The 23315-nt window shown below is 39.6% G+C and carries 25 protein-coding genes; 24 read left to right on the top strand and 1 reads right to left on the bottom strand.

Features of this window, described 5'->3' with window-relative positions:
• Nucleotides 1-146: 146 nt before the first annotated feature.
• The 24 genes from WDC_RS06540 to mnmA all read left to right on the top strand — a co-directional run bounded on the left by WDC_RS06540 (nucleotide 147) and on the right by mnmA (nucleotide 22880).
• Nucleotides 147-497 (top strand): hypothetical protein, encoded by a 351-nt coding sequence (locus WDC_RS06540; protein ID WP_044011071.1) that lies wholly within the window; start codon nucleotides 147-149, stop codon nucleotides 495-497.
• A 165-nt stretch (nucleotides 498-662) separates the two neighbouring features.
• Nucleotides 663-1091, top strand: coding sequence for a division/cell wall cluster transcriptional repressor MraZ (gene mraZ / locus WDC_RS06535; RefSeq protein WP_044011070.1), 429 nt, complete (start codon nucleotides 663-665; stop codon nucleotides 1089-1091).
• Between the two features lie 16 nt (nucleotides 1092-1107).
• Nucleotides 1108-2055, top strand: a complete 948-nt coding sequence (gene rsmH, locus WDC_RS06530; RefSeq protein ID WP_044011069.1) for a 16S rRNA (cytosine(1402)-N(4))-methyltransferase RsmH — start codon at nucleotides 1108-1110, stop codon at nucleotides 2053-2055.
• A 22-nt stretch (nucleotides 2056-2077) separates the two neighbouring features.
• Nucleotides 2078-2467, top strand: coding sequence for a cell division protein FtsL (gene ftsL2 / locus WDC_RS06525; protein ID WP_044011068.1), 390 nt, complete (start codon nucleotides 2078-2080; stop codon nucleotides 2465-2467).
• A complete protein-coding gene (locus tag WDC_RS06520) occupies nucleotides 2467-4629 on the top strand; it encodes a penicillin-binding transpeptidase domain-containing protein (RefSeq protein ID WP_044011067.1) in 2163 nt (720 codons plus the stop codon). The genes ftsL2 and WDC_RS06520 overlap by 1 nt, the downstream gene beginning before the upstream one ends.
• Before the next feature lie 22 nt (nucleotides 4630-4651).
• Entirely contained in the window at nucleotides 4652-5614 is a 963-nt protein-coding gene (mraY, locus tag WDC_RS06515) for a phospho-N-acetylmuramoyl-pentapeptide-transferase (protein ID WP_044011066.1), read from the top strand.
• 15 nt (nucleotides 5615-5629) lie between these two features.
• Nucleotides 5630-7003: a UDP-N-acetylmuramoyl-L-alanine--D-glutamate ligase gene (gene murD, locus WDC_RS06510; RefSeq protein ID WP_044011065.1), complete on the top strand. Its 1374-nt coding sequence runs from the start codon at nucleotides 5630-5632 to the stop codon at nucleotides 7001-7003.
• Nucleotides 7003-8103 (top strand): undecaprenyldiphospho-muramoylpentapeptide beta-N-acetylglucosaminyltransferase, encoded by a 1101-nt coding sequence (murG, locus tag WDC_RS06505; protein ID WP_044011064.1) that lies wholly within the window; start codon nucleotides 7003-7005, stop codon nucleotides 8101-8103. The genes murD and murG overlap by 1 nt, the downstream gene beginning before the upstream one ends.
• Nucleotides 8104-8123: 20 nt before the next feature.
• Entirely contained in the window at nucleotides 8124-8978 is an 855-nt protein-coding gene (locus tag WDC_RS06500; protein ID WP_044011063.1) for a cell division protein FtsQ/DivIB, read from the top strand.
• 144 nt (nucleotides 8979-9122) lie between these two features.
• A complete protein-coding gene (gene ftsA, locus WDC_RS06495) occupies nucleotides 9123-10523 on the top strand; it encodes a cell division protein FtsA (RefSeq protein ID WP_044011062.1) in 1401 nt (466 codons plus the stop codon).
• 26 nt (nucleotides 10524-10549) lie between these two features.
• The gene (gene ftsZ / locus WDC_RS06490) at nucleotides 10550-11773 is read left to right on the top strand and encodes a cell division protein FtsZ (RefSeq protein ID WP_044011061.1); all 1224 of its coding nucleotides are present in this window, start codon (nucleotides 10550-10552) and stop codon (nucleotides 11771-11773) included.
• Between the two features lie 39 nt (nucleotides 11774-11812).
• The gene (locus tag WDC_RS06485; RefSeq protein ID WP_044011060.1) at nucleotides 11813-12232 is read left to right on the top strand and encodes a cell division protein SepF; all 420 of its coding nucleotides are present in this window, start codon (nucleotides 11813-11815) and stop codon (nucleotides 12230-12232) included.
• 11 nt (nucleotides 12233-12243) lie between these two features.
• Nucleotides 12244-12519 carry a YggT family protein gene (locus WDC_RS06480; RefSeq protein ID WP_225349627.1) on the top strand — a complete coding sequence of 92 codons (276 nt, stop codon included), beginning with the start codon at nucleotides 12244-12246 and terminating at the stop codon, nucleotides 12517-12519.
• 15 nt (nucleotides 12520-12534) lie between these two features.
• Nucleotides 12535-13320, top strand: a complete 786-nt coding sequence (locus WDC_RS06475; protein ID WP_052497815.1) for a YlmH family RNA-binding protein — start codon at nucleotides 12535-12537, stop codon at nucleotides 13318-13320.
• A 15-nt stretch (nucleotides 13321-13335) separates the two neighbouring features.
• Nucleotides 13336-14034 (top strand): DivIVA domain-containing protein, encoded by a 699-nt coding sequence (locus tag WDC_RS06470; protein ID WP_044011059.1) that lies wholly within the window; start codon nucleotides 13336-13338, stop codon nucleotides 14032-14034.
• Between the two features lie 310 nt (nucleotides 14035-14344).
• On the top strand, nucleotides 14345-17143 hold the full coding sequence (gene ileS, locus WDC_RS06465) for an isoleucine--tRNA ligase (RefSeq protein ID WP_044011058.1): 2799 nt from the start codon (nucleotides 14345-14347) through the stop codon (nucleotides 17141-17143).
• An 89-nt stretch (nucleotides 17144-17232) separates the two neighbouring features.
• On the top strand, nucleotides 17233-18219 hold the full coding sequence (gene dapF, locus WDC_RS06460; RefSeq protein ID WP_044011057.1) for a diaminopimelate epimerase: 987 nt from the start codon (nucleotides 17233-17235) through the stop codon (nucleotides 18217-18219).
• A gap of 32 nt (nucleotides 18220-18251) precedes the next feature.
• Complete coding sequence (locus WDC_RS06455; RefSeq protein WP_044011056.1) at nucleotides 18252-18470, top strand: cold-shock protein; 219 nt, start codon at nucleotides 18252-18254, stop codon at nucleotides 18468-18470.
• Complete coding sequence (locus WDC_RS06450) at nucleotides 18471-19025, top strand: NUDIX hydrolase (RefSeq protein WP_044011055.1); 555 nt, start codon at nucleotides 18471-18473, stop codon at nucleotides 19023-19025.
• Between the two features lie 2 nt (nucleotides 19026-19027).
• Complete coding sequence (locus tag WDC_RS06445) at nucleotides 19028-19348, top strand: hypothetical protein (protein WP_044011054.1); 321 nt, start codon at nucleotides 19028-19030, stop codon at nucleotides 19346-19348.
• A 28-nt stretch (nucleotides 19349-19376) separates the two neighbouring features.
• On the top strand, nucleotides 19377-20072 hold the full coding sequence (locus WDC_RS06440) for a 5'-methylthioadenosine/adenosylhomocysteine nucleosidase (RefSeq protein ID WP_044011053.1): 696 nt from the start codon (nucleotides 19377-19379) through the stop codon (nucleotides 20070-20072).
• 14 nt (nucleotides 20073-20086) lie between these two features.
• Complete coding sequence (locus WDC_RS06435; protein ID WP_044011052.1) at nucleotides 20087-21250, top strand: cysteine desulfurase family protein; 1164 nt, start codon at nucleotides 20087-20089, stop codon at nucleotides 21248-21250.
• 1 nt (nucleotide 21251) lies between these two features.
• Complete coding sequence (locus WDC_RS06430) at nucleotides 21252-21593, top strand: DUF1831 domain-containing protein (protein ID WP_044011051.1); 342 nt, start codon at nucleotides 21252-21254, stop codon at nucleotides 21591-21593.
• A gap of 153 nt (nucleotides 21594-21746) precedes the next feature.
• Entirely contained in the window at nucleotides 21747-22880 is a 1134-nt protein-coding gene (gene mnmA, locus WDC_RS06425; protein WP_044011050.1) for a tRNA 2-thiouridine(34) synthase MnmA, read from the top strand.
• A gap of 56 nt (nucleotides 22881-22936) precedes the next feature.
• On the opposite strand, the gene WDC_RS06420 is transcribed toward mnmA, so the two are convergent.
• Nucleotides 22937-23315 (bottom strand): transposase (locus tag WDC_RS06420; RefSeq protein ID WP_191978658.1); only part of this gene is annotated, 379 nt, incomplete at its 5' end.

Genomic DNA, 23315 nt, shown 5'->3' with positions numbered 1-23315 from the left:
TCCAGGGTGTCAATTGTTGTTCGTCGGAAGAAAAATACTGGATCATTGTAGAACACCTCATTTTTAATTAATTGTTAATTGAATATTTGGTCAGCTTTTTTTATAATGTTTAAGATAGTTAAAGTATAAACGAGAGAGTGAAATTTGTGAATTCATTGATGAATAATTTACCGGCTCAACTATTGTCATTAGTATTGATGTCTATCGTCATTCTATTAATTCAACGGTTATTACATTTTTTTTGGCCAAAACGATTACGCTACTATGATTTTTGGCCATTACTAACATTATATTTGAGTGTGCTTAATTTGTCGCTAAATTGGTTCGCGTACGCGGTCATTGGTTGGACATTAATTGGCATTATCCTTGTTATTGGAATCATCATCCGGCAAGGGGAGTTATTATACCGCCAATTTTCCCCCATTTTTTGGCGCTTTACAGTTGTTTATTCCACGATTGTGTATATTTGCTCTATTATTTATCGATTTATGGGTTAACGCCCCACTTACTTTAATAACTAGCTAAAGCCTAATGTAGTAGTGTTTCTTTTAATAGAAACACTACTATTTTTTTGTTTGTGATTAAATTTCAAAATTTGGTGGTGGAATGTGGGTAATTGTGGTAGACTTATCCGTAAGTACTAGTAAAGGGGGTGATTAATCGTGTTTATGGGAGAGTTTTCACATACTGTTGATACCAAAGGCCGATTAATCATTCCCGCCAAGTTCCGTGAGCAATTGGGAACGCAGTTTGTTATTACCCGAGGAATGGATGGCTGTTTGTTTGGTTACCCACTGACCGAATGGCAAATATTAGAAGATAAATTAAAAGAATTACCCCTAACTAAAAAAGATGCGCGTTCGTTTGTTCGTTTCTTTTATTCGGCAGCGACAGAATGCGAATTTGATAAGCAAGGGCGGATTAACTTGCCCGCAGCTTTGAGAACGCATGCCGGATTGGACAAAAAATGTGTCGTAGTAGGCGTTTCGGAACGAATTGAAATTTGGAGCGAGGATCGGTGGAATAGTTTTGCCACTGAAGCAGAAGATAATTTTGATGACATTGCGGAAAAAATGGATTTCGGACTTTAACAACGGGGGGCAGAAAATGGCTGAATTTAACCACATCACAGTGCTATTAAACGAAACAGTCGCTGGTCTCAACGTTAAATCTAATGGAATTTATGTCGATGCAACTCTAGGTGGTGGTGGCCACAGTGAGCAAATTTTAAAGCGCTTGACTGAGCATGGACACTTATATTCGTTTGATCAAGATCAAACTGCAATCGACTATAATCAATCTCACTTAGTTCATTATTTGCAAAATCAACAAGTAACATTCGTTCAACGCAATTTTCGTGAATTGACTGTAGCACTTGCAGAACAACGGGTTACCAGAATCGATGGTATTGTCTATGATCTTGGAGTTTCATCACCACAATTTGATGATGCTAAGCGAGGCTTTAGCTACCAGTCTGATGCTCCACTAGACATGCGGATGAACCAACAGCAAGCGTTAGATGCACAGATTGTTGTTAATCAGTGGCCGTATGCCAAGTTAGTTCGAATTTTGAACCGTTATGGAGAAGAAAAATTTGCTAAGCCAATCGCACGGGCAATTGAGAAAAGGCGTAATGAAGCTCCAATTGAAACCACGTTAGAGTTAGCTGAAATAGTTAAAAATGCTATTCCAGCAGCAACTAGAAGACACGGTGGTCATCCAGCAAAGCGAAGTTTTCAGGCAATTAGGATTGCGGTTAACGATGAATTGGGAGCGTTAGAAGAATCACTTGAACAAGCGCTGACACTGTTAAATGTTGGTGGTCGAATCAGTGTTATTACCTTCCAATCATTGGAGGATCGGCTAGTAAAAACTTTATTTCGCGAAAAAACAACCCTGCAAGATGTGCCTGCAGGATTGCCAATTATCCCAGCCGAACTAAAGCCAGATTTTAAGTTGATCACAAGAAAGCCAATTCTACCTAGTGAAACCGAGTTACAAAATAATCGACGCGCCCATAGTGCAAAATTGAGAATAATTGAAAAGATCAAATAAAAAATAAAGGAAAGTGATTAGCATGGCACAAAATGCAGCGGAACAATTAATCGTAGATCCTTCAAATGAAGCAGTTGAAATTGCACAACCTAAACACCGCCCAATACATACACCAGCTCCTTCAGTTTTACCTAAAAAAGTTACCTGGTCTAAATTTGAAAAAGTACTAGTAACTAGTTGCAGTTTAGTGTTAACATTCATGATGATAACTTTAGTTTCAACTAAGATCGCAGTTACAAATACACAGCATCAACTGCAAAATGTTAATTCAAGTATTACAAAAGTCAAAAGTAGCAATACGAGTAATCGTCAGGTAATTAATGAATTAACAAGTCAGTCACACTTAGAAAAGGTGGCCAAAGAAAACGGCTTGACGATTTCGAATACTGATATAAGGAACGTTAATAAGTAATGAATAATCATCCAAAACGAACGAGTAGTAGTAAAACCAGAAAAAATCGCAAAATATTCGGCCAGTGGCTGTTTTTCATTGTGATGGCTCTGTTTGCACTACTAATCGTTCGTTTTGCGTATATTGGTATTTTTAAGGATGTCAAAAACGTCAACTTAAAGAGTCGGGCAGAACAATTATATACACAAAAACGAACGATTACTGCCAAACGGGGGACTATCTATGATTCCTCTGGTCAGGCGATTGCTGAAGATACTAGTACATATTCCATTTATGCGGTGGTTGATCATAGCCAAAAGAGTGCCAGTGGAAAGCCACTGTACGTGACTAATAAACAAAAGACGGCAACTGTTTTGGCTAAATATTTATCGATTTCGAAAGCAAAAGCGTTGAAAACACTAACTCCTAGTAAATCAAATACCTATCAAGTTGAATTTGGTACAGCAGGGGCCAATATTTCTGTTGCTACTAAGCAAGCCATTCAAAAAGAACATTTAACTGGGATCAATTTCGTTTCTTCACCCGCACGTGAGTATCCAAATGAGACTTTTGCATCTCAGATCATTGGTATTGCACAAGCACAGACCAGTAAAAAAACGGGTAAAACTTCGTTAGTTGGTCAGATGGGGATTGAACTGGCGTTTAACAAACAATTGACCGGTACTAATGGTGTTAGAAAGGTGAAACAAGATACATCTGGCTATCAAATTGCTGATTCTACCCAAACCCCCAAAAAAGCTAAAAACGGTGATAATATTTACACAACATTTGATAATAAGTTACAAACACTATTAGAAAGTCAGATGTCTTCAGCCGAAAGTGGGTCCAAAGCGACTTCAATGAACGCAATTGTCATGAATGCAAAAACGGGCGCAATTGTGGCAGCTACGCAACGACCAACCTTTAATGCGGATACCAAAGTCGGCTTAAGTAAAGTATGGCGCAATACACTGATTGAAGATACGTATGAGCCTGGATCAACAATGAAAGTCTTTACAATTGCTGCCGCCATTAATTCGAGCAATTTTAATCCTAATGCATACTATAATTCAGGTACTTACCAAATTGGTGGTGGTAAGGTAACGGATTGGAATCCTACAGGTTGGGGTGCAATTACTTACCGACAAGGATTTGAACGTTCTAGTAATGTCGCAATGGCTCATTTGGAAAATATAATGGGAGGAACTACTTGGAAAAAGTATTTAAAGAAGTTTGGTTTTCTAAGTTCTACTAACAGTGGATTAGCCAATGAGGCTTCAGGGTCATCACCATTTAAGGGAGCATTGGAACAAGCTAACACGGCGTTTGGTCAGGGGATCACAGTGACTGCAATGCAAATGATGCAAGGATTTACGGCAATTGCAAATAACGGTAAGATGTTAAAACCATATTTTATCGATAAAATTGTGGATCCAAATACAAATAAAGTGGTTACTAAAAATCACAAAAAAGTTGTAGGCACGCCAATTACTAAAAAAACATCGAAATTAGTGCGTAAATACATGCAGGATGTGGTTTATGGTAAAAATGGTACCGGAAGCAAATATAAAATCAGTGGTTATCGGATTGCTGGTAAAACAGGGACTGCACAAATTGGTAGCTCAAGCGGCTATGAATCCGGTTCAAGTAGTTATGTCTATTCGTTTGTTGGAATGGCACCAGCTAAGAATCCAAAATATATTATGTATATCACATTAAAGAAACCACAAAATACTACGAAATCAGCCGAAGAATACATGGCCGTTGTGTTTAAATCAGTGATGAAACAAGCTTTAGATCAAGCTAAAGCTGCAAATCAAAAACAAATTGGTGTGGTGACAATGCCTAACTTAGTTGGAGAAAATATCACTGCAGCACAGCAAGCATTGACCAAAAAAAGTTTGCAGGTCACAGTTATTGGCAATCAAACTAAGGTTACCGCACAATCGATTGCTGCTAAGAAAAAGGTGATGAACAACAATCGCATTTTCTTGACCACTGGTGGAACAACAACGATGCCTGACATGACTGATTGGTCCCAAGCGCAGGTTAATCAATTTGTTAAGTTAACTGGTTTGAAATTAAGCAGTAGTGGCAGTGGCTTTGTTAATAAACAAAGCATTAAGTCGGGGAGCAAAATTTCGGCAGGTCAAGCAATAACGGTTAAGTATCACCAAAAATAAGTAAAAGTTAGGACAATTTTTCATGAATATTTTAATAATTTTAACAACATTAATTAGTGCTTTTTTGCTGACTTTCATTTTAATGCCGTTTTTGATTCGTTATTTTCGAGCAAAAAAAGAGGGCCAACAAATTCGTGAGATTGGGCCCAAATGGCATGCTTCTAAAGCGGGAACACCCACAATGGGGGGGCTGTTATTTATTTTTGCCAGCGTTGTAACCTCATTTTGGGTGGCGAGTTGGCAAGGATGGCTAACAAATACACTCTGGGCATTAATATTTACACTAGTGCTGTATGGTTTAATCGGTATGTGGGATGATAGTATAAAGATTTTTCACCACCAAAATGAGGGCTTCAAGCCGTGGCAAAAAGCGTTGGCTCAAGTGATTGTCGCACTTGTTTTTACCGTTATCTATCAGCATGAAGGTTTTCAAATGGGCTTTGGCAATCTACAATTTGGTTGGCTTTATGGCTTTTTCATTGTTTTTTGGTTAGTGGGCTTTTCAAATGCTGTCAATTTGACGGATGGCCTGGATGGACTGGTTTCTGGCTTGGCGATCATTTCATTTCTGGCTTATTTTTTAGTAGCAATTTATCAGCATCAATTTGATGTGGCTCTCTTTTGTCTGACAATCGTCGGTGCATTAGCGGGCTTTTTCCCCTTTAATCATAAACCAGCTAAGATTTTCATGGGTGACATGGGCTCGCTAGCTTTAGGGGGCGTGTTAGCAGCTGTGGCGCTGTTATTGCATCACGAGTTTTCACTGCTCCTAATTGGGATTATTTATGTAATAGAAACTGCAAGTGTTATTTTACAAGTAGCATCATTCAAGTTAACCGGTAAGCGAATCTTTAAGATGAGCCCAATTCATCATCATTTTGAAATGTCGGGCTGGAGTGAATGGAAGGTGGATTACGTTTTTTGGGTGATCGGTGCAATTAGTGCTTTAATTGCACTAGGATTATTGTGGTTAGCCAATCATTAAAGGAGCAGCGCAAAAATGAAGCAAAGTACAAGTTATCAAAATAAAAAAATATTGGTTATCGGATTAGGTAAAAGTGGTGTAAATGTAGCCAAACTATTAGTTGAATTGGGTGCCAAGGTGATTGTCAATGATAAGCAAGTACCAAAAGACAAGCAACCGGTGCTAGAACTGGAGCAGTTAGGTATTAAAGTGATCACGGGTTCACATCCATTATCACTACTAGATGAACAGTTTGATTTGGTGGTCAAAAATCCTGGTATTTTCTATGATAATCCACTTGTGGCGGGCTTTATTAAGCGCAGTGTTCCGGTAATTACTGACGTGGAAGTAGCAGCAACAATTTTTGATGGTACCCTAATTGGCGTCACTGGTAGCAATGGTAAGACTACGACCACCACGATGATTACTAAAATGTTGCAGCAGCAAAATCGGTTGCATGTATTTGATGCTGGTAATATCGGTATTCCTATTAGTCAGGTCGTTCAACAAACAACCGCTGATGACACTATTGTGGCTGAATTATCCAGTTTCCAACTAGTAGGTACCAAAACGTTGCAGCCACATATCGCAGTAATTACAAATATTTTTTCTAACCACCTTGATTATCATAAGACCAGAACCAATTACGTCAATGCTAAAATGAAAATCACTGCCAACCAAACAAGCAGCGATTATTTAGTGATTAATTGGGATAACGATGAATGGCAACAATTGAGTCAAAAAACCGAGGCACAGGTTGTACCATTTTCACGATTAGGTAAATCGAACCAAGGTGCTTATGAGGATAACGGTCAATTATATTGGCGTGGTGAAAAAATTATGGCTGCTGCAGATGTTAGAGTTGTCGGCGACCATAATATTGAAAATGCGTTGGCTGCAATTGCTGTTGCCAAATTGCAGGGCGTTGACACAAGGATTATTGTGCATGTATTAACGACATTCGGTGGTGTTCGTCATCGAATGCAATTTGTGTTGGAATCAGATGGTCGTCAATTCTATAATGATTCTAAAGCAACCGACATTGAAGCTACTGAAATGGCGCTAAAGGGATTCTCACAACCAGTGATCTTATTAGCTGGGGGACTAGATCGTGGTTATACATTTGAAAAGTTGGTGCCAGCCTTCAAAGAGCATGTTAAAGCAGTTATTTTATTTGGTGAAACGGCAGGTAAGCTGGCAGATGCTGCTACACAGGCGGGTATTAAAAGTATTGAGCTGACCAAGGATTGCATGTCTGCAGTTTCATTGGCGTATAACGATAGTGCTAGTGGCGATGTAATTTTACTTTCACCAGCCAACGCAAGTTGGGATCAATTTCCAAATTTTGAAATTCGTGGCGATAAATATATCGAAGCTGTCGAACAGGTCACGGGAAAGAAGGAAGAGTAATGCGATTAATGGTTTCAGGAGGCGGTACAGGTGGACATATTTATCCCGCATTAGCATTAATTGAACGTTTGAAGCAGCTAGAACCGGCAACTGAAATTTTGTATGTTGGTACCCATCGTGGGTTAGAAGATAAAATTGTTCCAGCTGCACACATTGCTTTTAAAACAATTCAGATCCAAGGCTTCAAACGTTCATTATCACTTGATAACATTAAAACTGTTTATCTGTTTTTGAAAAGTGTCCGTGATGCCAAAAAAATGATTCGAGAGTTTAAACCGGATGTTGTTTTGGGAACCGGTGGTTACGTTAGTGGTGCAGTTTTATATGCGGCAACTAGGTTGCATATTCCGACGGTTATTCACGAACAAAACAGCGTAGTTGGTGTAACTAATAAATTTCTCAGTCGGTTTGTCAATGAGATTGGGATTTCATTTGAGGCAGCAAGAGAGCAGTTTCCGGCTAGTAAGGTGACCATGACTGGTAATCCGCGTGCGCAACAGGTGGCTCACAGTCAACGCAACTTTAGTTGGCAAGAAATTGGGCTAGTTGATGAAAAGCCGACGATGATGATTTTTGGTGGTAGTCAAGGCGCTCCTAAAATTAATAGTAGTGTGGTTGAGGCAATTTCAACGTTTAATCAGCGGGACTATCAGGTCGTTTTTGCAACCGGTCAAAAGCGCTATGAACAAGTCAAAAATCAGCTTGGTGATCGCAAAATTGGCACCAATATAGTAATTAGACCGTACATTAGCAATATGCCAGATATGCTCCCTAAAGTGGCCGTAATTGTTGGCCGTGCTGGCGCTACTAGTATTGCTGAAATTACAGCACTGGGTATTCCATCAATTTTGATTCCCAGTCCATATGTGACTGCCAATCATCAAGTTAAAAATGCACAAGCTTTAGTTGACCAAAATGCAGCCGAAATGATCACAGAAGATAAGTTAAATGGTGCAGCCTTAATTAAAGCTGCTGATAAGTTGATGCAAAATGATTCGTTAAGATTGCAAATGGCTAATGCAGCTAAAAACATGGGAATCGACGACGCTGCCGACCGCTTAATTGGACTTTTGAAAAGAGCTCAGCAAGACAATAAATAATTTTAACTGGGGATGTTAAGATGAGTAAGCGCGAATCTAAAAAAGAACAACGTGAATATGCAAAACGATTAGCCCAAATTGATGAGCAATATGATGCGCAGCAGCAGACTCGCAGTACTCATGGTAAACGAAAAAAGACCATTGGCAATAAACTCCCCAATTTAAAAAAACAACGGCACTGGGCGACAACGCTACGTGCTGGTAGTTTATTACTATTTTTTGGCATTATATTAGCATGCATGCTTTATCTGGTTGCACCGCTCAGTAAAATCAATCAAATTAGTGTTGTAGGCAATCACCAGGTGACTAGAAATGATGTTTTAACAGCGACAAAGATAAAAACAGGTAACTTCATTTGGCAAGCGGTATGGCATTCTAATCAAATTAGTTTGCAGGCCCAACAACAAAATCCTGAGATAAAACGAATTCAGGTTAAAGCCACCGGCCTACAAGCTGTTAAACTAGTGGTTAGTGAAAATAAAATTGTGGGCTTTTTAAAACGAGGTACCAGCTACTATCCTATTTTAGCAAGTGGTAAAGTTAAACAAAACAAGTTGAGCCAGCCAGAAAGCGGGCAACCGATTTTTACTGGGTTTAAGTCTGCCGTGGTCTTGCAACGCACCATTAAACAGTATGAACAACTTACGAGTACTGTTAAAACTAGTGTTTCAGAAATTAAGTTTCAGCCCACTAAAAACGATTCTAAGCGATTACGAATCTTCATGAATGACGGTAATGAAATTTTAGTGAAGTATTCATCGCTTACTAAGAAAATGCCTTATTATCCAAGTATTGCGCAGAATATGTCGGCAAATGGTGTAGTTAATTTGGAATTAGGTGCGTATTCATATTCTTATGGGACAAAAGATCATTAAAAAATGTTTAACAGAGGCGAACAAATAGCGACAAAGACTTTCAGTGAGCGGGTTAAGTGTGGTAAAATCTTTATAGTTGAAGATTAAAATGTTTAACCTTAATTTAGTTATCACCATAAAAATAAATAGGAGGGTTCCGTTTAGATGGATAATTCAGGAATATACGTTGGATTAGATATTGGAACCACCTCGATTAAAGCGATTGTTTGTGAAAATGTCAAAGGACAGTTAAATGTGGTCGGTGTTGGGAATCAGCCGTCTGCTGGGCTTAATCGTGGAATCATTGTCGATATCGATAAAACTGCACAAGCAATTTCTAAAGCAATTGCCCAGGCAGAAGAAAAATCAAACGTTAAAATAAAATATGTCATCGTGGGATTACCAGCCAATTATCTCAAAATTGAAAAGTGCCGTGGCATGATTACTGTTGCGTCACAAAACCAATCACGAGAGATTACTGATAGCGATGTTGTGGCAGTTGCCAAGGCGGCTTTAACGCAGAATATTCCACCAGAAAGAGAAGTTATTGATCTGCTAGCTGATCAATTTATTGTTGATGGGTTTGACCAGATCAAAGATCCGCGTGGGATGGTTGGCGTTCGATTAGAACTTCATGGTACTTTGTTTACTGGTCCCAAGACGGTCGTTCATAATACAAAAAAAGCAATTGAAAAGGCTGGCTTAACTGTACGTGATTTGATAGTAGCACCATTAGCAATTGGCGCTAACGTGCTAAATGATGGTGAACAAGACTTTGGTACGATTGTGATTGATTTAGGTGGTGGTCAGACTACTACTAGTGTCATTCATGACCATCAACTTAAATTTTCATACGTTGATGCAGAGGGTGGCCAATACATAACAAAAGATATTTCTGTTGTGTTAAATACGTCACTACAAAACGCAGAACGGCTGAAACGCGATTATGGGTTTGCAGATTCAAGTCAGGCATCAGATGATAATACCTTTACTGTCGAGGTGGTAGGTCAACAAGAACCAACGGAGACCAGTGAAGAGTATTTAGCCGAAATTATTGAAGCACGGGTTTCACAAATCTTTGATCGTATTAATGCTCGGTTAACGGATATTAAAGCTTTGGATTTGCCTGGTGGCATTGTTTTAACGGGTGGGGTTGCTGCCCTTCCTGGCATTGCTGATTTAGCAGCAACTCACTTTGGTGTGAACGCTAGAGTGTATGTGCCAGATCAAATGGGCATCCGCCATCCTGGTTTTACACAGGGGTTGTCGTTAGCCAGTTATGAGGCTGGATTGGTTGATATTGATTTGCTAATCAAGCAAGCCTTGTTAGTTGAAGGCGGTCAGTTAAGTGAACAATCGTTTAATGCAACTGTAGTACCGCACACTAGTGCAAGTAGAGCAAAGAAAAAAGAGCTTCAGGCAACTAAGAAAGCGGCTCGGGCCACTCGCAAACAGCAAGCAACTGTGAAAACTGATAATGACAATGCCGAAGATGCAAAACAAAAACAGCCAAAAAAGGATCGATTAGAGGGAGTTAAGAGCTTCTTCAATAACTTTTTCGATTAATTGGCAATGACGGAGGAATTTAAGATATGGATTATTCAATGGATACGGGTCAAACCTTTGGTGCAAAAATTAAAGTCATTGGAGTTGGTGGCGGTGGTAGTAACGCTGTCAATCGAATGATTTCTGAAGAAGTCAAAGGCGTTGAATTTATTGTTGCTAACACTGATGTTCAAGCGTTAGATGCTTCTAGTGCAGAAACTAAGATTCAACTGGGACCTAAATTAACACGTGGCTTAGGCGCCGGTTCTAATCCAGAGATTGGTGCTAAAGCTGCTGAGGAAAGTGAAGAACAACTGGCAGAAGCTTTAGAAGGTGCCGACATGGTGTTTGTCACTGCTGGCATGGGTGGTGGTACTGGTAATGGTGCTGCTCCAGCAGTAGCAAAGATTGCTAAGGATCAAGGAGCACTGACAGTCGGTGTTGTAACGCGGCCATTTAGTTTTGAAGGCCCTAAGCGCGGTAAATACGCTGCTCAAGGTGTTGCCAAAATGAAAGATAATGTTGATACATTGATCATTATCGCTAATAATCGCTTGCTTGAAATGGTTGATAAAAAGACACCAATGATGGAGGCGTTTCAGACAGCAGACAATGTCTTACGGCAGGGTGTGCAAGGTATTTCTGATCTAATTACTTCACCTGGATATGTGAACTTGGATTTTGCGGATGTAAAAACTGTGATGTCAAACCAAGGTTCTGCGCTAATGGGAATTGGTTCAGCAACTGGTGAAAATAGAACTGCAGAAGCAACTAAGAAGGCTATTTCATCGCCGCTACTGGAAGTTTCCATTGATGGTGCAGAAAATGTTTTGTTAAACATCACTGGCGGCCCTGATTTATCATTGTTTGAGGCTCAGGATGCTTCTGATATTGTAACTCAAGCAGCTACTACGGATGTTAATATTATTTTTGGAACATCAATTGATGAAAGTTTGGGAGACGAAGTTCGGGTCACTGTGATTGCGACAGGCATTGATAAGGAAAATAAGAAATCTGCTCGTCGAACAGACAAAAACGTAACGACGCCGAATTCACGGGCTAAATCTGTAGATGATCCATTTGACGGCTGGGACATGCAAACAAGTCAGTCGGATGATAATCAAGATACCGACCATAAAAATAGTGATGATGAATTTGCACAAGTTGAGAAACCCGATTTCAACGTTTTCAGTAGTGATGAACCCAATGTGGATGACGATGGTGATAACGGATTAGACACACCACCATTCTTTAAGAAACGTCGTTCATAGAGCTTTTAAGCGCAAATTGGTTGATAGGAGATGACAGATATGGCTGGTAAATTTAGTTTAAATAACTTTTTTGGTATGAGTGAAGAACCGGATGAAAGTTACTATGAAGAACCCACAGCTCAAACTGCAGCAACGTCTGAACGAGGAAAAAAGGTGGTTCCAATTAACGGTAGTCGGCAAAACGAAATGAGCAAAATTTCACTTTTTGAGCCACGACTTTATTCAGATGTAAAAGAAATTGCTGCTCAATTATTAAATAACCGAGCAATCATTGTTAACTTTACTCAAATGGACAATGACGCGGCCAAAAGAGTTGTTGATTTCTTGAATGGAACTGTTTATGCAGTGGATGGTGCGATCGAACGAGTGGGTGATCAGATTTTCTTGTGTACGCCACATAATTATGAGGTCACCGGTAATTTATCTGCTAACTTAACCAAAGAACAAGATAACCTATAAGGAGTATTAATTTGATCGCATTTATATTTTACGCTCTTGATCGTCTGATTTATTTTTATATGATGTTAATTGTAGTGTGGGCATTACTTTCATGGTTTCCAGGTGCGTATCAAACTCGTCTTGGTCGTTTGATTACTAAGTTGGTTGTGCCATATATCCGGTTGTTTAATTTTATTCCATCACTGGGTGGCCTCAGTTTTTCGCCATTGGTGGCAATCTTAGTATTGTCGCTTGCACAATATGGCGTTGCTGCACTACAAACACTCACGTACCAGTTTATTTATTAAAGGAGCCGTTTGATTGTGGAGAAAAACTTAACCCAACATTTTCGTGTTGACGAAATGCCAGTAATTGAAGAAATTAATGGTTGGATTACGCAATCAACGGACCAATATCGCCCTATTTTGACTGGTTTTTTAAACCCGCGCCAGCGCTATATTGCTGACACACTTATTAATCAAAATGACGAAATTGCTGTTCAAAGTTTCGGTGGCTACCCTGAGGCTGAATTACAGCGAATGTTGCTGTATCCAGCGTATTATCAACCACAAGCAGATGATTTTCAGCTGCAAGTGTTGCAAATTAAATATCCGCAGAAATTTGCAGAGTTGCATCATCGCCAAGTTTTGGGCACTTTGCTTAGCCAAGGAATTCAAAGAGATACATTTGGTGATATCATCAGTGATGGCAGTGAATGGCAGGTAATTGTTCAAGCCAACTTGACTGATTTTTTTATCAACCAGATTGAAAAAATTGCCAATGTTTCAGTCCAATTAGTGCCAGTTGATATGAGCGCAGTGTTGCAACCAATTTCTGATTGGGAATTGATTAATACTACTGTCAGTTCACTAAGACTAGACGTTGTCGTGGCGAATGCGTTTAATTATTCACGTAATCGCGCTAAAACATTAATTGAAGGGCAAAAAATAAGAGTTAATTGGGTCGAAGTGGTTAAGCCTGATTATCCAGTTGCTTTGCATGACATGATCTCTGTGTGGCATGGTGGTCGAATCAGATTACATTCGATTGATGGAACAACAAAAAAAGATAAAATAAGGGTCACACTTGCATTAGTGACTGCAAAATAATTGGAGGTAAAATATATGAGTTTAACAGCTGAACAAATTCAAAATCAAAAGTTTGCAACCAAAATGCGTGGTTATAACGTTGATGAAGTAAATCAATTTTTAGATAAAGTTGTGGCCGAAGTTCAATCGCTGACTGAAAAAAATCATGAATTAGAAGAAACGGTTAAATCTGACCAAGAAAAATTAAAGTATTTTACGGAATTAAAGGATTCATTGAACCAATCCATTTTAGTTGCGCAAGAAGCTGCAGATAAGGTTAAATCAAATGCTCAAAAAGAAGCGGACATTACGTTGCGCGAGGCCCAAAAACAAGCAACCGATATTGTGTCGGAAGCTAATGAGAAGGCTAACCAATTAGTACACGATGCTGCTGAGTCTACCAAGCGATTAACTGTTCAGACTAACGATCTCAAGAAACAAACACGGGTCTTCAGACAACGGCTGCAAGTAATGTTAGAATCACAATTAGCTGTGGTTAATAGTAGTGATTGGGATTCATTGTTACAAGAAGCAGACGCCAGTTCCTATGATGAGATCCAAAAGGTTTTGGGAAAGACGCTTGACAATTACGGAAATCAAAGTGTAAACTCAGTGTCATCGAGTGCAAGTGCTGCTTTTGTTGCACCAAGTGAGGCACCAATATCAGCAGCTACTGCACAACCAGTTGATCCTGGTGAGACAGTAGTCATTTTACCTGATAGTGAACAGAAGTAAGTACGGTCGCTCAAAAAACTTAACGAATTTAAAAAAGAAGAGAACAGTAAATTAATTTTCGGTGCCGCAAGCGAGTCAACAGTTGGTGAAAGGTTGATCGGTGAACTGAGTTAATAGATCATCTCTTAAGAATGTCTGGCTGATAGATTGGTAAGTCAGATCGGTTCAGCACCGTTATACGCTGACTTAAGAGAATTATTCAATTCTAAATTTGGGTGGTACAACGAAATCTTCGTCCCTTGCGGGTGGAGTTTTTTTTTATCATAAATTAGTTTGTTAAGTAATTTTATACATATAGGAGGAATTTTACATGCGAATTAAAGAGACACTTAATTTAGGTAAAACTGGCTTTCCAATGCGAGGTAATTTACCAGTTAAAGAAGTTGAACGACAAAATTTATGGGCAGAAAACAAAGTCTATGAACAACGCCAAAAATTAAATGAAGGCAAGCCAACCTTTGTGCTCCATGACGGACCGCCATACGCTAATGGTAATATCCACATTGGTCATGCATTAAACAAGATCACAAAAGATATTATCATTCGCTACAAATCAATGTCAGGATTCAGGTCACCTTATGTCCCTGGTTGGGATACCCATGGTCTACCAATTGAACAGCAATTGACTAAGATGGGCTATGATCGTAAGAAAATGAATACGTCCGAATTTAGAGATTTGTGTCGTAAGTATGCGTTGGAACAGGTCGATAAACAACGAGCTGACTTTAAACGTTTAGGGGTGGCTGGTGAATGGGATAATCCGTATATTACGCTAAGTAAAGAATATGAAGCTGCTCAAATTCGTGTGTTTGGCGATTTTGCTGCCAAAGGATTATTATATCGTGGAAAAAAACCAGTCTTTTGGTCATGGTCATCAGAATCTGCGTTAGCAGAAGCCGAAGTTGACTACAAGGACGTTACGTCACCATCTGCTTTTTACGGTGAGCAGGTCGTTGATGGCAAGGGGGTATTAGACACTGATACTTACTTGGTTGTTTGGACCACGACCCCTTGGACGATTCCAGCCTCTGAAGGAATCACGGTTGACGCAACATTTGATTATTCAGTGGTCACCCATAGTGGTGATGACAAAAAGTATGTCTTGGCTACAGAACTTGTGACTCAATGTGCTGAATTATTTGACTGGGAAGATGTTCAAACAGTCAAAACATTTAAGGGTAAAGAGATGGATAATGTGTTAGCACAACATCCATTTTACTCTGATAAGAAGTTAGTGACGATGCTTGGTGATTTTGTTACCTTAGATGCAGGAACTGGATTAGTGCATACTGCCCCAGGATTTGGGGAGGATGACTACAATGTTGGTCGCAAGTACGGGTTAGATGTCTATGTTCCGGTAAACGATCAAGGCTATATGACTGATGATGCTGGTTCAGACTTTGCTGGTGTCTTTTATGACGATGCTAATCAAATCGCATTGGATAAATTGAAGGATGCTGGTTTGTTGCTGAAATATATGCCTTATAAGCACAGTTATCCATTTGATTGGCGGACCAAGAAGCCAATTATTTTCCGGGCAACTGACCAGTGGTTTGCCTCTGTTGATAAAATTAAAGATGAAATTTTGAGTGCTATTGATGAAGTTACTTTTTATCCTAGCTGGGGTAAGGTTCGGCTGCATAATATGATTCGTGATCGTGGTGACTGGGTCATTTCACGACAACGAGTTTGGGGTGTACCACTGCCAATCTTTTATGCCGAAGATGGTACTCCAATCATGACTAAAGAAACGATTGGGCACGTGGCTGATTTATTTGGTGAATATGGTTCTAATGTTTGGTTTGACCGTGAAGCAAAAGACTTGTTGCCAGCCGGTTTCACTAGTGAACATTCTCCAAATGGTAAATTTACGAAGGAAACCGATATCATGGATGTTTGGTTTGATTCTGGTTCTTCACACCAAGGTGTGTTAGCGGAGCGTGACTATCTAACATATCCTTCAGATATGTATATGGAAGGTTCGGACCAATATCGCGGTTGGTTTAATTCAAGTTTGATTGCGAGTGTGGTTGTGTCCGGTCACGCCCCTTACAAATCAATTTTGTCACAAGGATTTACGCTTGATGGCGAAGGCCGTAAGATGAGTAAGTCCATTGGTAATACAATTGCTCCAAACAAAGTTGTTAAACAAATGGGTGCGGAAATTATTCGTTTGTGGGTGATGAGTGTTGATTCATCTGCCGATGTGCGTGTTTCGATGGAAATTTTTAAACAGGTATCTGAAAGTTACCGTAAGATTCGCAACACAATGCGTTTCTTACTTGCGAACACCACTGATTTTGATCCAACTGTTAATGGTTTGAAATATGAGGAATTAGAATCAGTTGATCAATTCATGTTAGTAAGATTGAATGAATTTACAGCTGACGTGCAAAAGCATTTTGCGGATTATGATTTTCTAGATATTTATAAAAAGCTGATGAATTTTGTTACGACTGAATTATCTGCTTTCTATATGAACGTGGCTAAGGACGTAGTTTATATTGATGCTGCGGATTCTAAGACTCGGCGGTCAATGCAAACAGTCTTTTATCAGGTTTTGGTAACAATGGCAAAACTAATAACACCTGTGTTACCACACACAACTGAAGAAATTTGGCAGTACTTAAAGGAACCAGAAGAATTTGTTCAATTGGCAGAAATGCCAGTGGTGCAACATTTTGATGATGAAACCGAAATATTAAAAAATTGGACAGAGTTCATGAGATTAAGGACGCATGTGCTGAAGGTGCTGGAAGAGGCACGGGATGCCAAAGAAATTGGTAAATCATTGGAGGCCCACTTAGATTTGTATGTGTCTAATGAAAACCAAAAGATGTTAGAATCTCTGAATGCTAATGTCCGCCAATTATTGGAAGTTTCTGATTTACACTTAGCTGCCTTAGAAGAAGCACCAACAGATGCTTTGAATTTTAATGATGGAGTTGCAGTTAAAGTATCACCAGCACAAGGAGATGTTTGCCAGCGTTGTCGCATGACTACCACAGATGTGGGTACAGACGATGCGTACCCAGATCTTTGCGCTCGCTGTGCTAAGATTGTTCGGGCTGAATTTCCAGAAACTGTTAACGAAGGATTAGAAAAATAGTCAACACCTGACTTTTATACTAGAACGGTGTAAAATACCAAGTAATGAAAATTACTTGGTATTTTTGTACCATGATAAGGGTGAATGAAATGAAACTATTAAAAGTACATGGTTCTGAAAATGATTTTTACATGTTGGATGCAACACAATTTGAACAATCGTTAACGGAATCGCAAATCAAACAGTTAGCTGTTACAATTTGCAAACGCAATGGTGCTGGACTGGGCGATGGTGCGGATGGGTTGTTGTACGTTGACAAGGCTGACCATCTGGGCCCACTGGGTAAAATGCGGGTTATTAATGCTGATGGTAGTGAGGCTAGCATGTGTGGTAATGGTCTTCGCAGTGTTTCACGCTATTTAGCAGAACAAAACAATGAGCAAAGTTTTACTGTGGAAACAATGGCAGCAGATTTGCCAGTGGCTAAAATGACAGATTTAGCGGCAGGAGTGCCAACTTATCGAGTACAAATTGCGCCAGTCAGTTTTGCAGCTGCAGCCCTAAAAATGCACGTTAATCGTGAAGCACAAAAATTGATCGATCAAACAATTGAAGAATTAGATAGTAATCTGCGCTTTACAGCTGTTGCCGTTCCCAATCCGCATTTAATCGCTTTTGTGGATGAAGAAACAATTAAAGGCGATCAATTAGGTGAACTTGGACGCTATTTGAACGATGGTCATAATCCAATTTTTCCAGACGGAGTGAACGTTAGTTTTGTTCAGATTCAAGGTGCTAACCAAATTTTTGTACGAACATTTGAACGTGGGGTTGGTTATACTAATGCTTGTGGAACCGGAATGTCAGCCGCTAGTTTAATCAGTGTTTTATTACATGGTGACCAGATTAATAATGACGTCGATATCACGGTAAAGAACCCAGGTGGAATGGTCATGACACATGTTCATCAATTCAAGGATGAAAGCCAGGATACAATTGATTTAATTGGCAATGCAACCTTTGTCAGAAATGTAACGATCGACTTAGAGGATGCGCTAAATGGCAATTTTGAGCAAGCTCAATTTACTGATACTGGCGAACAAACAAGTTACGAAAAATTTGTAGCCAGTCTATAAAATAAAACAGATTAATAGATTGGATGATAATAATGTTACGTGGAACTGTTAAAAATTTTGATGCAAAAAAAGGGTTTGGCTTTATTGAGGTTGACGATGAACCTGATGTCTTTGTCCATTTTAGTGGGATTGAAGGGTCGGGGCGAAAAGAATTGACGGCCGGACAAACTGTTGAATTAGTCGTCGTTCAGGGAGTACGCGGACCGCAAGCAGCACATGTAAAAGTGATTGATAAACAAGAGGAGGATTAGATGTCGCAAGAAGAAAAGATAATATCCTCTCGTTGTGTTTTTAATGGTTATATTATGAACGTGGAAGTTGCTAATGTTGAGTTGCCCGATGGACGAAAAACGACCAGAGAGATTGTGAGACATGCACCTGCTGTGGCATTGCTGGCAATTGATGACGATCAGAAAATGATCCTAATGCGTCAGTGGCGTGTAGCAGTTAATCAGGCAACACTAGAAGTACCAGCTGGTAAGGTCGATGATCGTGACCGTGACACAGTTTCTGCCGCTAACCGTGAATTGAACGAAGAAACTGGGTTGGCTGCTGGTGAGCTTACAAAAGTAAGCTCGTTTTATTCTTCTGTTGGTTTTTCTGATGAACTAATGACACTGTTTTTAGCCCGAAAACTGGTCCCTGTTGCACATAAATTGCCTCAAGATAATGACGAAAATTTGCAGTTAATCAAAGTATCATTGCCAAAAGCACTTCAAATGATTCAGTCGGGTGAAATTTGTGATGCTAAAACAATCATGGCTATTTATTATTGGCAGATCTTAACTTTGCGTGGTGAACATTAAATATGAGTACTAACAAAAAAGAACAACCACTGACACGACAAGTCTATCGTGAGCAGCAACGACAATCGGCAGATGATTTTGAACATCGTGATCAAGAGCGTGTCAAGGTTGAGCGCGAATATTCTAGAACACATCGGCAAGCAGAGGCTGATCAGCCAGATAAACAGCCCGATGAAGAGGCGACAGAACCATCATCACGAAGTAAAATTACAAATACCAGTGATCAAAGAATCCACCGTCTGAAACAAAAATTAAACCTAGCAATTATTGGTTTGATATTAGCAATTATTATTGTTTATTTAGTTTTATTTTTAGTCGGTTAATTAAATTTGAATTGGAGTTAAACTTGAAATGAAATTTGGAATTATTTGTGCAATGCCGGAAGAAATTAAAGAATTAACCGCAGTTTTGCGACATCAGGAAGTTACTCAACTAGGCGGCAAAAAATACTATGAGGGCCAGATCAGCACTCAATCCGTTGTATTAGTAGAATCAGGAATTGGCAAGGTTGAAGCAGGCATCACGACTGAGCATCTGATTGTTGAATTTAACGCTGACGTCATTATTAATTCTGGCTCAGCTGGAGGCATTGGTGCCAACTTACATGTTGGGGATGTGGTGGTGTCATCTGAAACGGCCTATCATGATGTTGATGCTACTGCTTTTAATTATCAATATGGTCAGTTGCCGGGGCAGCCGGCACGATTTAAAGCTTCGGCTAAGTGGTCTGATGCAATTGTGGCTGCTGGTAAAAGTACCGGTCTCAATATTACAAAGGGACTGATTGTTACAGGCGACCAATTTGTTGCCAGTAGGGCTGCGATCCAACAGATTTTGCAAAACTTCCCAGATGCGCTTTCTAGTGAAATGGAAGGAGCAGCAGTGGGACAGGTAGCCACCGATCATCAGGTATCATATGTAGTGGTGCGTGCCATGTCAGATACAGGTGATGATGATGCTGGAGTTTCGTTTGATGAATTTATTATTGATGCCGGCCGTCGCTCTGCTCAAATGTTAATTGCACTATTAAATTCGTCAGCGAGGTAAGGAGTGAAACAAACGTGGAACCAGTTTATTTAGACAATGCGGCCACGACGCCGATGTCCAAAGAAGTCATTGCTGAGATGACTGATAAAATGAATAATGTTTGGGGTAATGCGTCCACAACGTATAGTTTTGGCAGGACTGCTCACACAGTGATGGAAAATTCTAGGCAAATAATAGCTGACAGTATCAACGCCAAAAGTGCAGAAATTATGTTTACCAGCGGTGGTAGTGAAAGTGATAATACTGCAATTATGCAAACTGCAATTGCTCGCCAGAGTTTGGGCAAACATATCATTACCACAGCTATTGAGCATCAGGCGGTATTGCGCCCACTCCATTATTTAGAACAACGAGGATTTGAAGTTTCTTATCTACCGGTTGATCAGGATGGAAACATCGCCCTCAGTGATTTTAAAAGGGCATTACGGGACGATACGATTTTGGTTACTATCATGATGGGAAATAATGAGGTTGGCAGTACTATGCCAATTCATGAGATTGGTGAACTGCTCAAGGATCACCAAGCGTGGTTTCATACTGATGCGGTTCAGGCTTATGGTTTACTCGATATTGACGTTAAACGTGATCATATCGATATGTTATCAACTTCTGCACATAAAATTAATGGTCCGAAAATGATTGGTTTTTTATATCGTCGTCAAGAAATTAGTTTTCCGAGTTTAATTAAGGGCGGTGACCAGGAAGATAAACGTCGAGCCGGAACTGAAAATATTCCAGCAATTGCAGCATTCGCTAAGGCTGTAGCTGTGATTACCAGTCAAGAAAAGGCAGCAAGGCAGCAAAAGTATTTTGACTTTAAGCAACAAATTATGACTGGCTTGCACCAAAATAAGATTCCAGTTGAAGTTAACGGTACTATTGCGACAACTAACTTGAACCATGTGCTCAACATTTGGCTCAAGGGAATATCAACCTATGTAATGCAGACCAATTTAGATCTGGATGGTTTTGCGATCTCAGGCGGGTCTGCATGTACGGCCGGTAGTTTAGAACCATCTCATGTACTAACGGCAATGTATGGCGCAGATAGTCCTAGAATTAGCGAATCAATTCGAATTAGTTTTGGTCGCTATACTACTAGTGAACAAATTAACGCTTTTGTCCAAAGTGTGAGTCAAATTGTGCAACGGTTAGCATCAAAAAAGGAGGTTAGCTAAAATGGCTTTTGAAAAACGAGTGCAGGTGATTGGGGATACTGACACATATTCAATTAGTCCAGCAATAAAAAAATATACTTTACGTGATTTGGGGTTTGAAGTGTCAAAACGTGGTTCTTTTACGTTTGAACGATCATTGGATCCTAGTTCACCGTACAAGGCCGCGGCTAAGTTGAAGATTGTTGTTAATGATGATTTAACTGGCTTTAAGATGAACACGGTGAATGCAAGTGGCACTGGCACAATGAACATCTTCACGAGCACACGTACTGATGAGTTTGTGACGCAATACCACTATGTACTGGCTGAAATGATTGATCGTGGTGTTTTTGAAAAAAATTAATATTAATATATGTAAAAAGTTTGCAATTATTACTATTTCAGAGGGTTGAAAGTAGAGTTGCTGCTTTTTTTTTGCTATAATAGTCAGCACTGGATTATTACGACCTTCAAATCGCGGATTTTTCCAGAATCTATTTGAAATGATGGTGATGACATGACTGATCATAGTCATACTCGTGTTGTAGTCGGCATGAGTGGCGGCGTCGATTCATCTGTTGTTGCTTTGTTGCTAAAGCAGCAGGGCTACGATGTTGTAGGTGTGTTCATGAAAAATTGGGACGACACTGACGAAAACGGCGTTTGCACGGCTACAGAAGATTACAAGGATGTTGCTAAGGTAGCAGCCAAAATCGGAATTCCGTATTATTCGGTTAATTTCGAAAAGGAATATTGGGACCGGGTTTTTACTTATTTTCTAGATGAATATAAAAAGGATCGGACACCTAATCCGGATGTTGTTTGTAACAAGGAAATTAAGTTTAAGGCCTTTGTTGATTATGCCAACCAGTTAGGTGCAGATTATGTGGCTACTGGCCATTACGCCGATTTGCAACGTGACGAACAAGGACACATGCATTTGATGCGAGCAACTGATCAAAATAAAGATCAAACTTATTTTTTGAGTCAGCTCGATCATGATCAGCTGGATCGAGTAATGTTTCCATTGGCTAAATTGACAAAGCCTGAGGTACGCGAAATTGCTAAACAGGCTGGTTTGGCCACAGCGGAGAAAAAGGATTCAGTTGGTATTTGTTTTATTGGCGAAAAGGGACATTTTCGTGACTTTTTAAGCACATACTTACCAGCAACACCAGGGAAAATGTTAACATTAGATGGTGACGTAAAAGGTGAGCATGCCGGCTTAATGTATTATACAATTGGTCAGCGTAAGGGTCTCGGTATTGGTGGCGATGGTGCCAGCAATGAGCCTTGGTTTGTCATTGGCAAGGACCAAGCCAAAAATGTTTTGTATGTTGGACAGGGATATCACAACGAGCATTTATATGCGACACATTTGAATGCAAGTGACGTTCACTGGGTCGATTCAATTGCGCAGCAGTACGGTAATGAGTTTCATTGCACTGCTAAGTTTCGCTATCGACAAAAAGATACTGGTGTCACAGTAAAATTATCTGATGATGGTGAGCAAGTTACCGTTGCGTTTGATGATCCGGTTCGCGCAATCACGCCAGGACAAGCAGTTGTCTTTTATGATGGTGCTGAGTGTCTCGGTAGTGCCATTATTGATGAAGCCTATAATGATACACGTATTTTACAATATGTTTAAAAAAGAGGCTCTTCGTCAAGAAGTACTGATGACTTAATTTAAGGACGTAGTCCTTACTAGGCAACTAGTTCTCTTTCAGGAGGATTAGTTGTTTTTTTGTTTAGCTGTTTTAAACTGTTTTTATAATTTATAGAGTAGAAACTAGTAGAAAATGCTACAAGTATCCTAAGCCTGAAATTGGTAAAGTTTCTGAAGCCGTATGCTGTTCGTTTTATTACTTTGATTTTATTGTTACATCCTTCAACGGGACCATTTGTATAACCCTTATAATCTTTGATGAAACTATTAGATATTTCCTGATAATGTCTTCTCAGAGTGAGCTTGGCACGGTTCATTTCTTTTGGAAATGCTTCATACTGAGGATCATCTTTATCTGGCCATATTTTTTGTTTTAGGAGTTGAGCATCTTGATTTTGAATCACGAACAAAATATCT

Source organism: Paucilactobacillus wasatchensis (assembly GCF_000876205.1).
Classification (GTDB): domain Bacteria; phylum Bacillota; class Bacilli; order Lactobacillales; family Lactobacillaceae; genus Paucilactobacillus; species Paucilactobacillus wasatchensis.
This window is presented reverse-complemented; position numbering and strand designations above follow the sequence as displayed.

Excerpts from the sequence above, each read along its gene's own strand:
- rsmH (WP_044011069.1), top strand. The coding sequence starts at position 1,108 with ATGGCTGAATTTAACCACATCACAGTGCTATTAAACGAAACAGTCGCT.
- ftsL2 (WP_044011068.1), top strand. The coding sequence starts at position 2,078 with ATGGCACAAAATGCAGCGGAACAATTAATCGTAGATCCTTCAAATGAA.
- WDC_RS06520 (WP_044011067.1), top strand. The coding sequence starts at position 2,467 with ATGAATAATCATCCAAAACGAACGAGTAGTAGTAAAACCAGAAAAAAT.
- mraY (WP_044011066.1), top strand. The coding sequence starts at position 4,652 with ATGAATATTTTAATAATTTTAACAACATTAATTAGTGCTTTTTTGCTG.
- murD (WP_044011065.1), top strand. The coding sequence starts at position 5,630 with ATGAAGCAAAGTACAAGTTATCAAAATAAAAAAATATTGGTTATCGGA.
- murG (WP_044011064.1), top strand. The coding sequence starts at position 7,003 with ATGCGATTAATGGTTTCAGGAGGCGGTACAGGTGGACATATTTATCCC.
- WDC_RS06500 (WP_044011063.1), top strand. The coding sequence starts at position 8,124 with ATGAGTAAGCGCGAATCTAAAAAAGAACAACGTGAATATGCAAAACGA.
- ftsA (WP_044011062.1), top strand. The coding sequence starts at position 9,123 with ATGGATAATTCAGGAATATACGTTGGATTAGATATTGGAACCACCTCG.
- ftsZ (WP_044011061.1), top strand. The coding sequence starts at position 10,550 with ATGGATTATTCAATGGATACGGGTCAAACCTTTGGTGCAAAAATTAAA.
- WDC_RS06485 (WP_044011060.1), top strand. The coding sequence starts at position 11,813 with ATGGCTGGTAAATTTAGTTTAAATAACTTTTTTGGTATGAGTGAAGAA.
- WDC_RS06470 (WP_044011059.1), top strand. The coding sequence starts at position 13,336 with ATGAGTTTAACAGCTGAACAAATTCAAAATCAAAAGTTTGCAACCAAA.
- ileS (WP_044011058.1), top strand. The coding sequence starts at position 14,345 with ATGCGAATTAAAGAGACACTTAATTTAGGTAAAACTGGCTTTCCAATG.
- dapF (WP_044011057.1), top strand. The coding sequence starts at position 17,233 with ATGAAACTATTAAAAGTACATGGTTCTGAAAATGATTTTTACATGTTG.
- WDC_RS06455 (WP_044011056.1), top strand. The coding sequence starts at position 18,252 with ATGTTACGTGGAACTGTTAAAAATTTTGATGCAAAAAAAGGGTTTGGC.
- WDC_RS06450 (WP_044011055.1), top strand. The coding sequence starts at position 18,471 with ATGTCGCAAGAAGAAAAGATAATATCCTCTCGTTGTGTTTTTAATGGT.
- WDC_RS06445 (WP_044011054.1), top strand. The coding sequence starts at position 19,028 with ATGAGTACTAACAAAAAAGAACAACCACTGACACGACAAGTCTATCGT.
- WDC_RS06440 (WP_044011053.1), top strand. The coding sequence starts at position 19,377 with ATGAAATTTGGAATTATTTGTGCAATGCCGGAAGAAATTAAAGAATTA.
- WDC_RS06430 (WP_044011051.1), top strand. The coding sequence starts at position 21,252 with ATGGCTTTTGAAAAACGAGTGCAGGTGATTGGGGATACTGACACATAT.
- mnmA (WP_044011050.1), top strand. The coding sequence starts at position 21,747 with ATGACTGATCATAGTCATACTCGTGTTGTAGTCGGCATGAGTGGCGGC.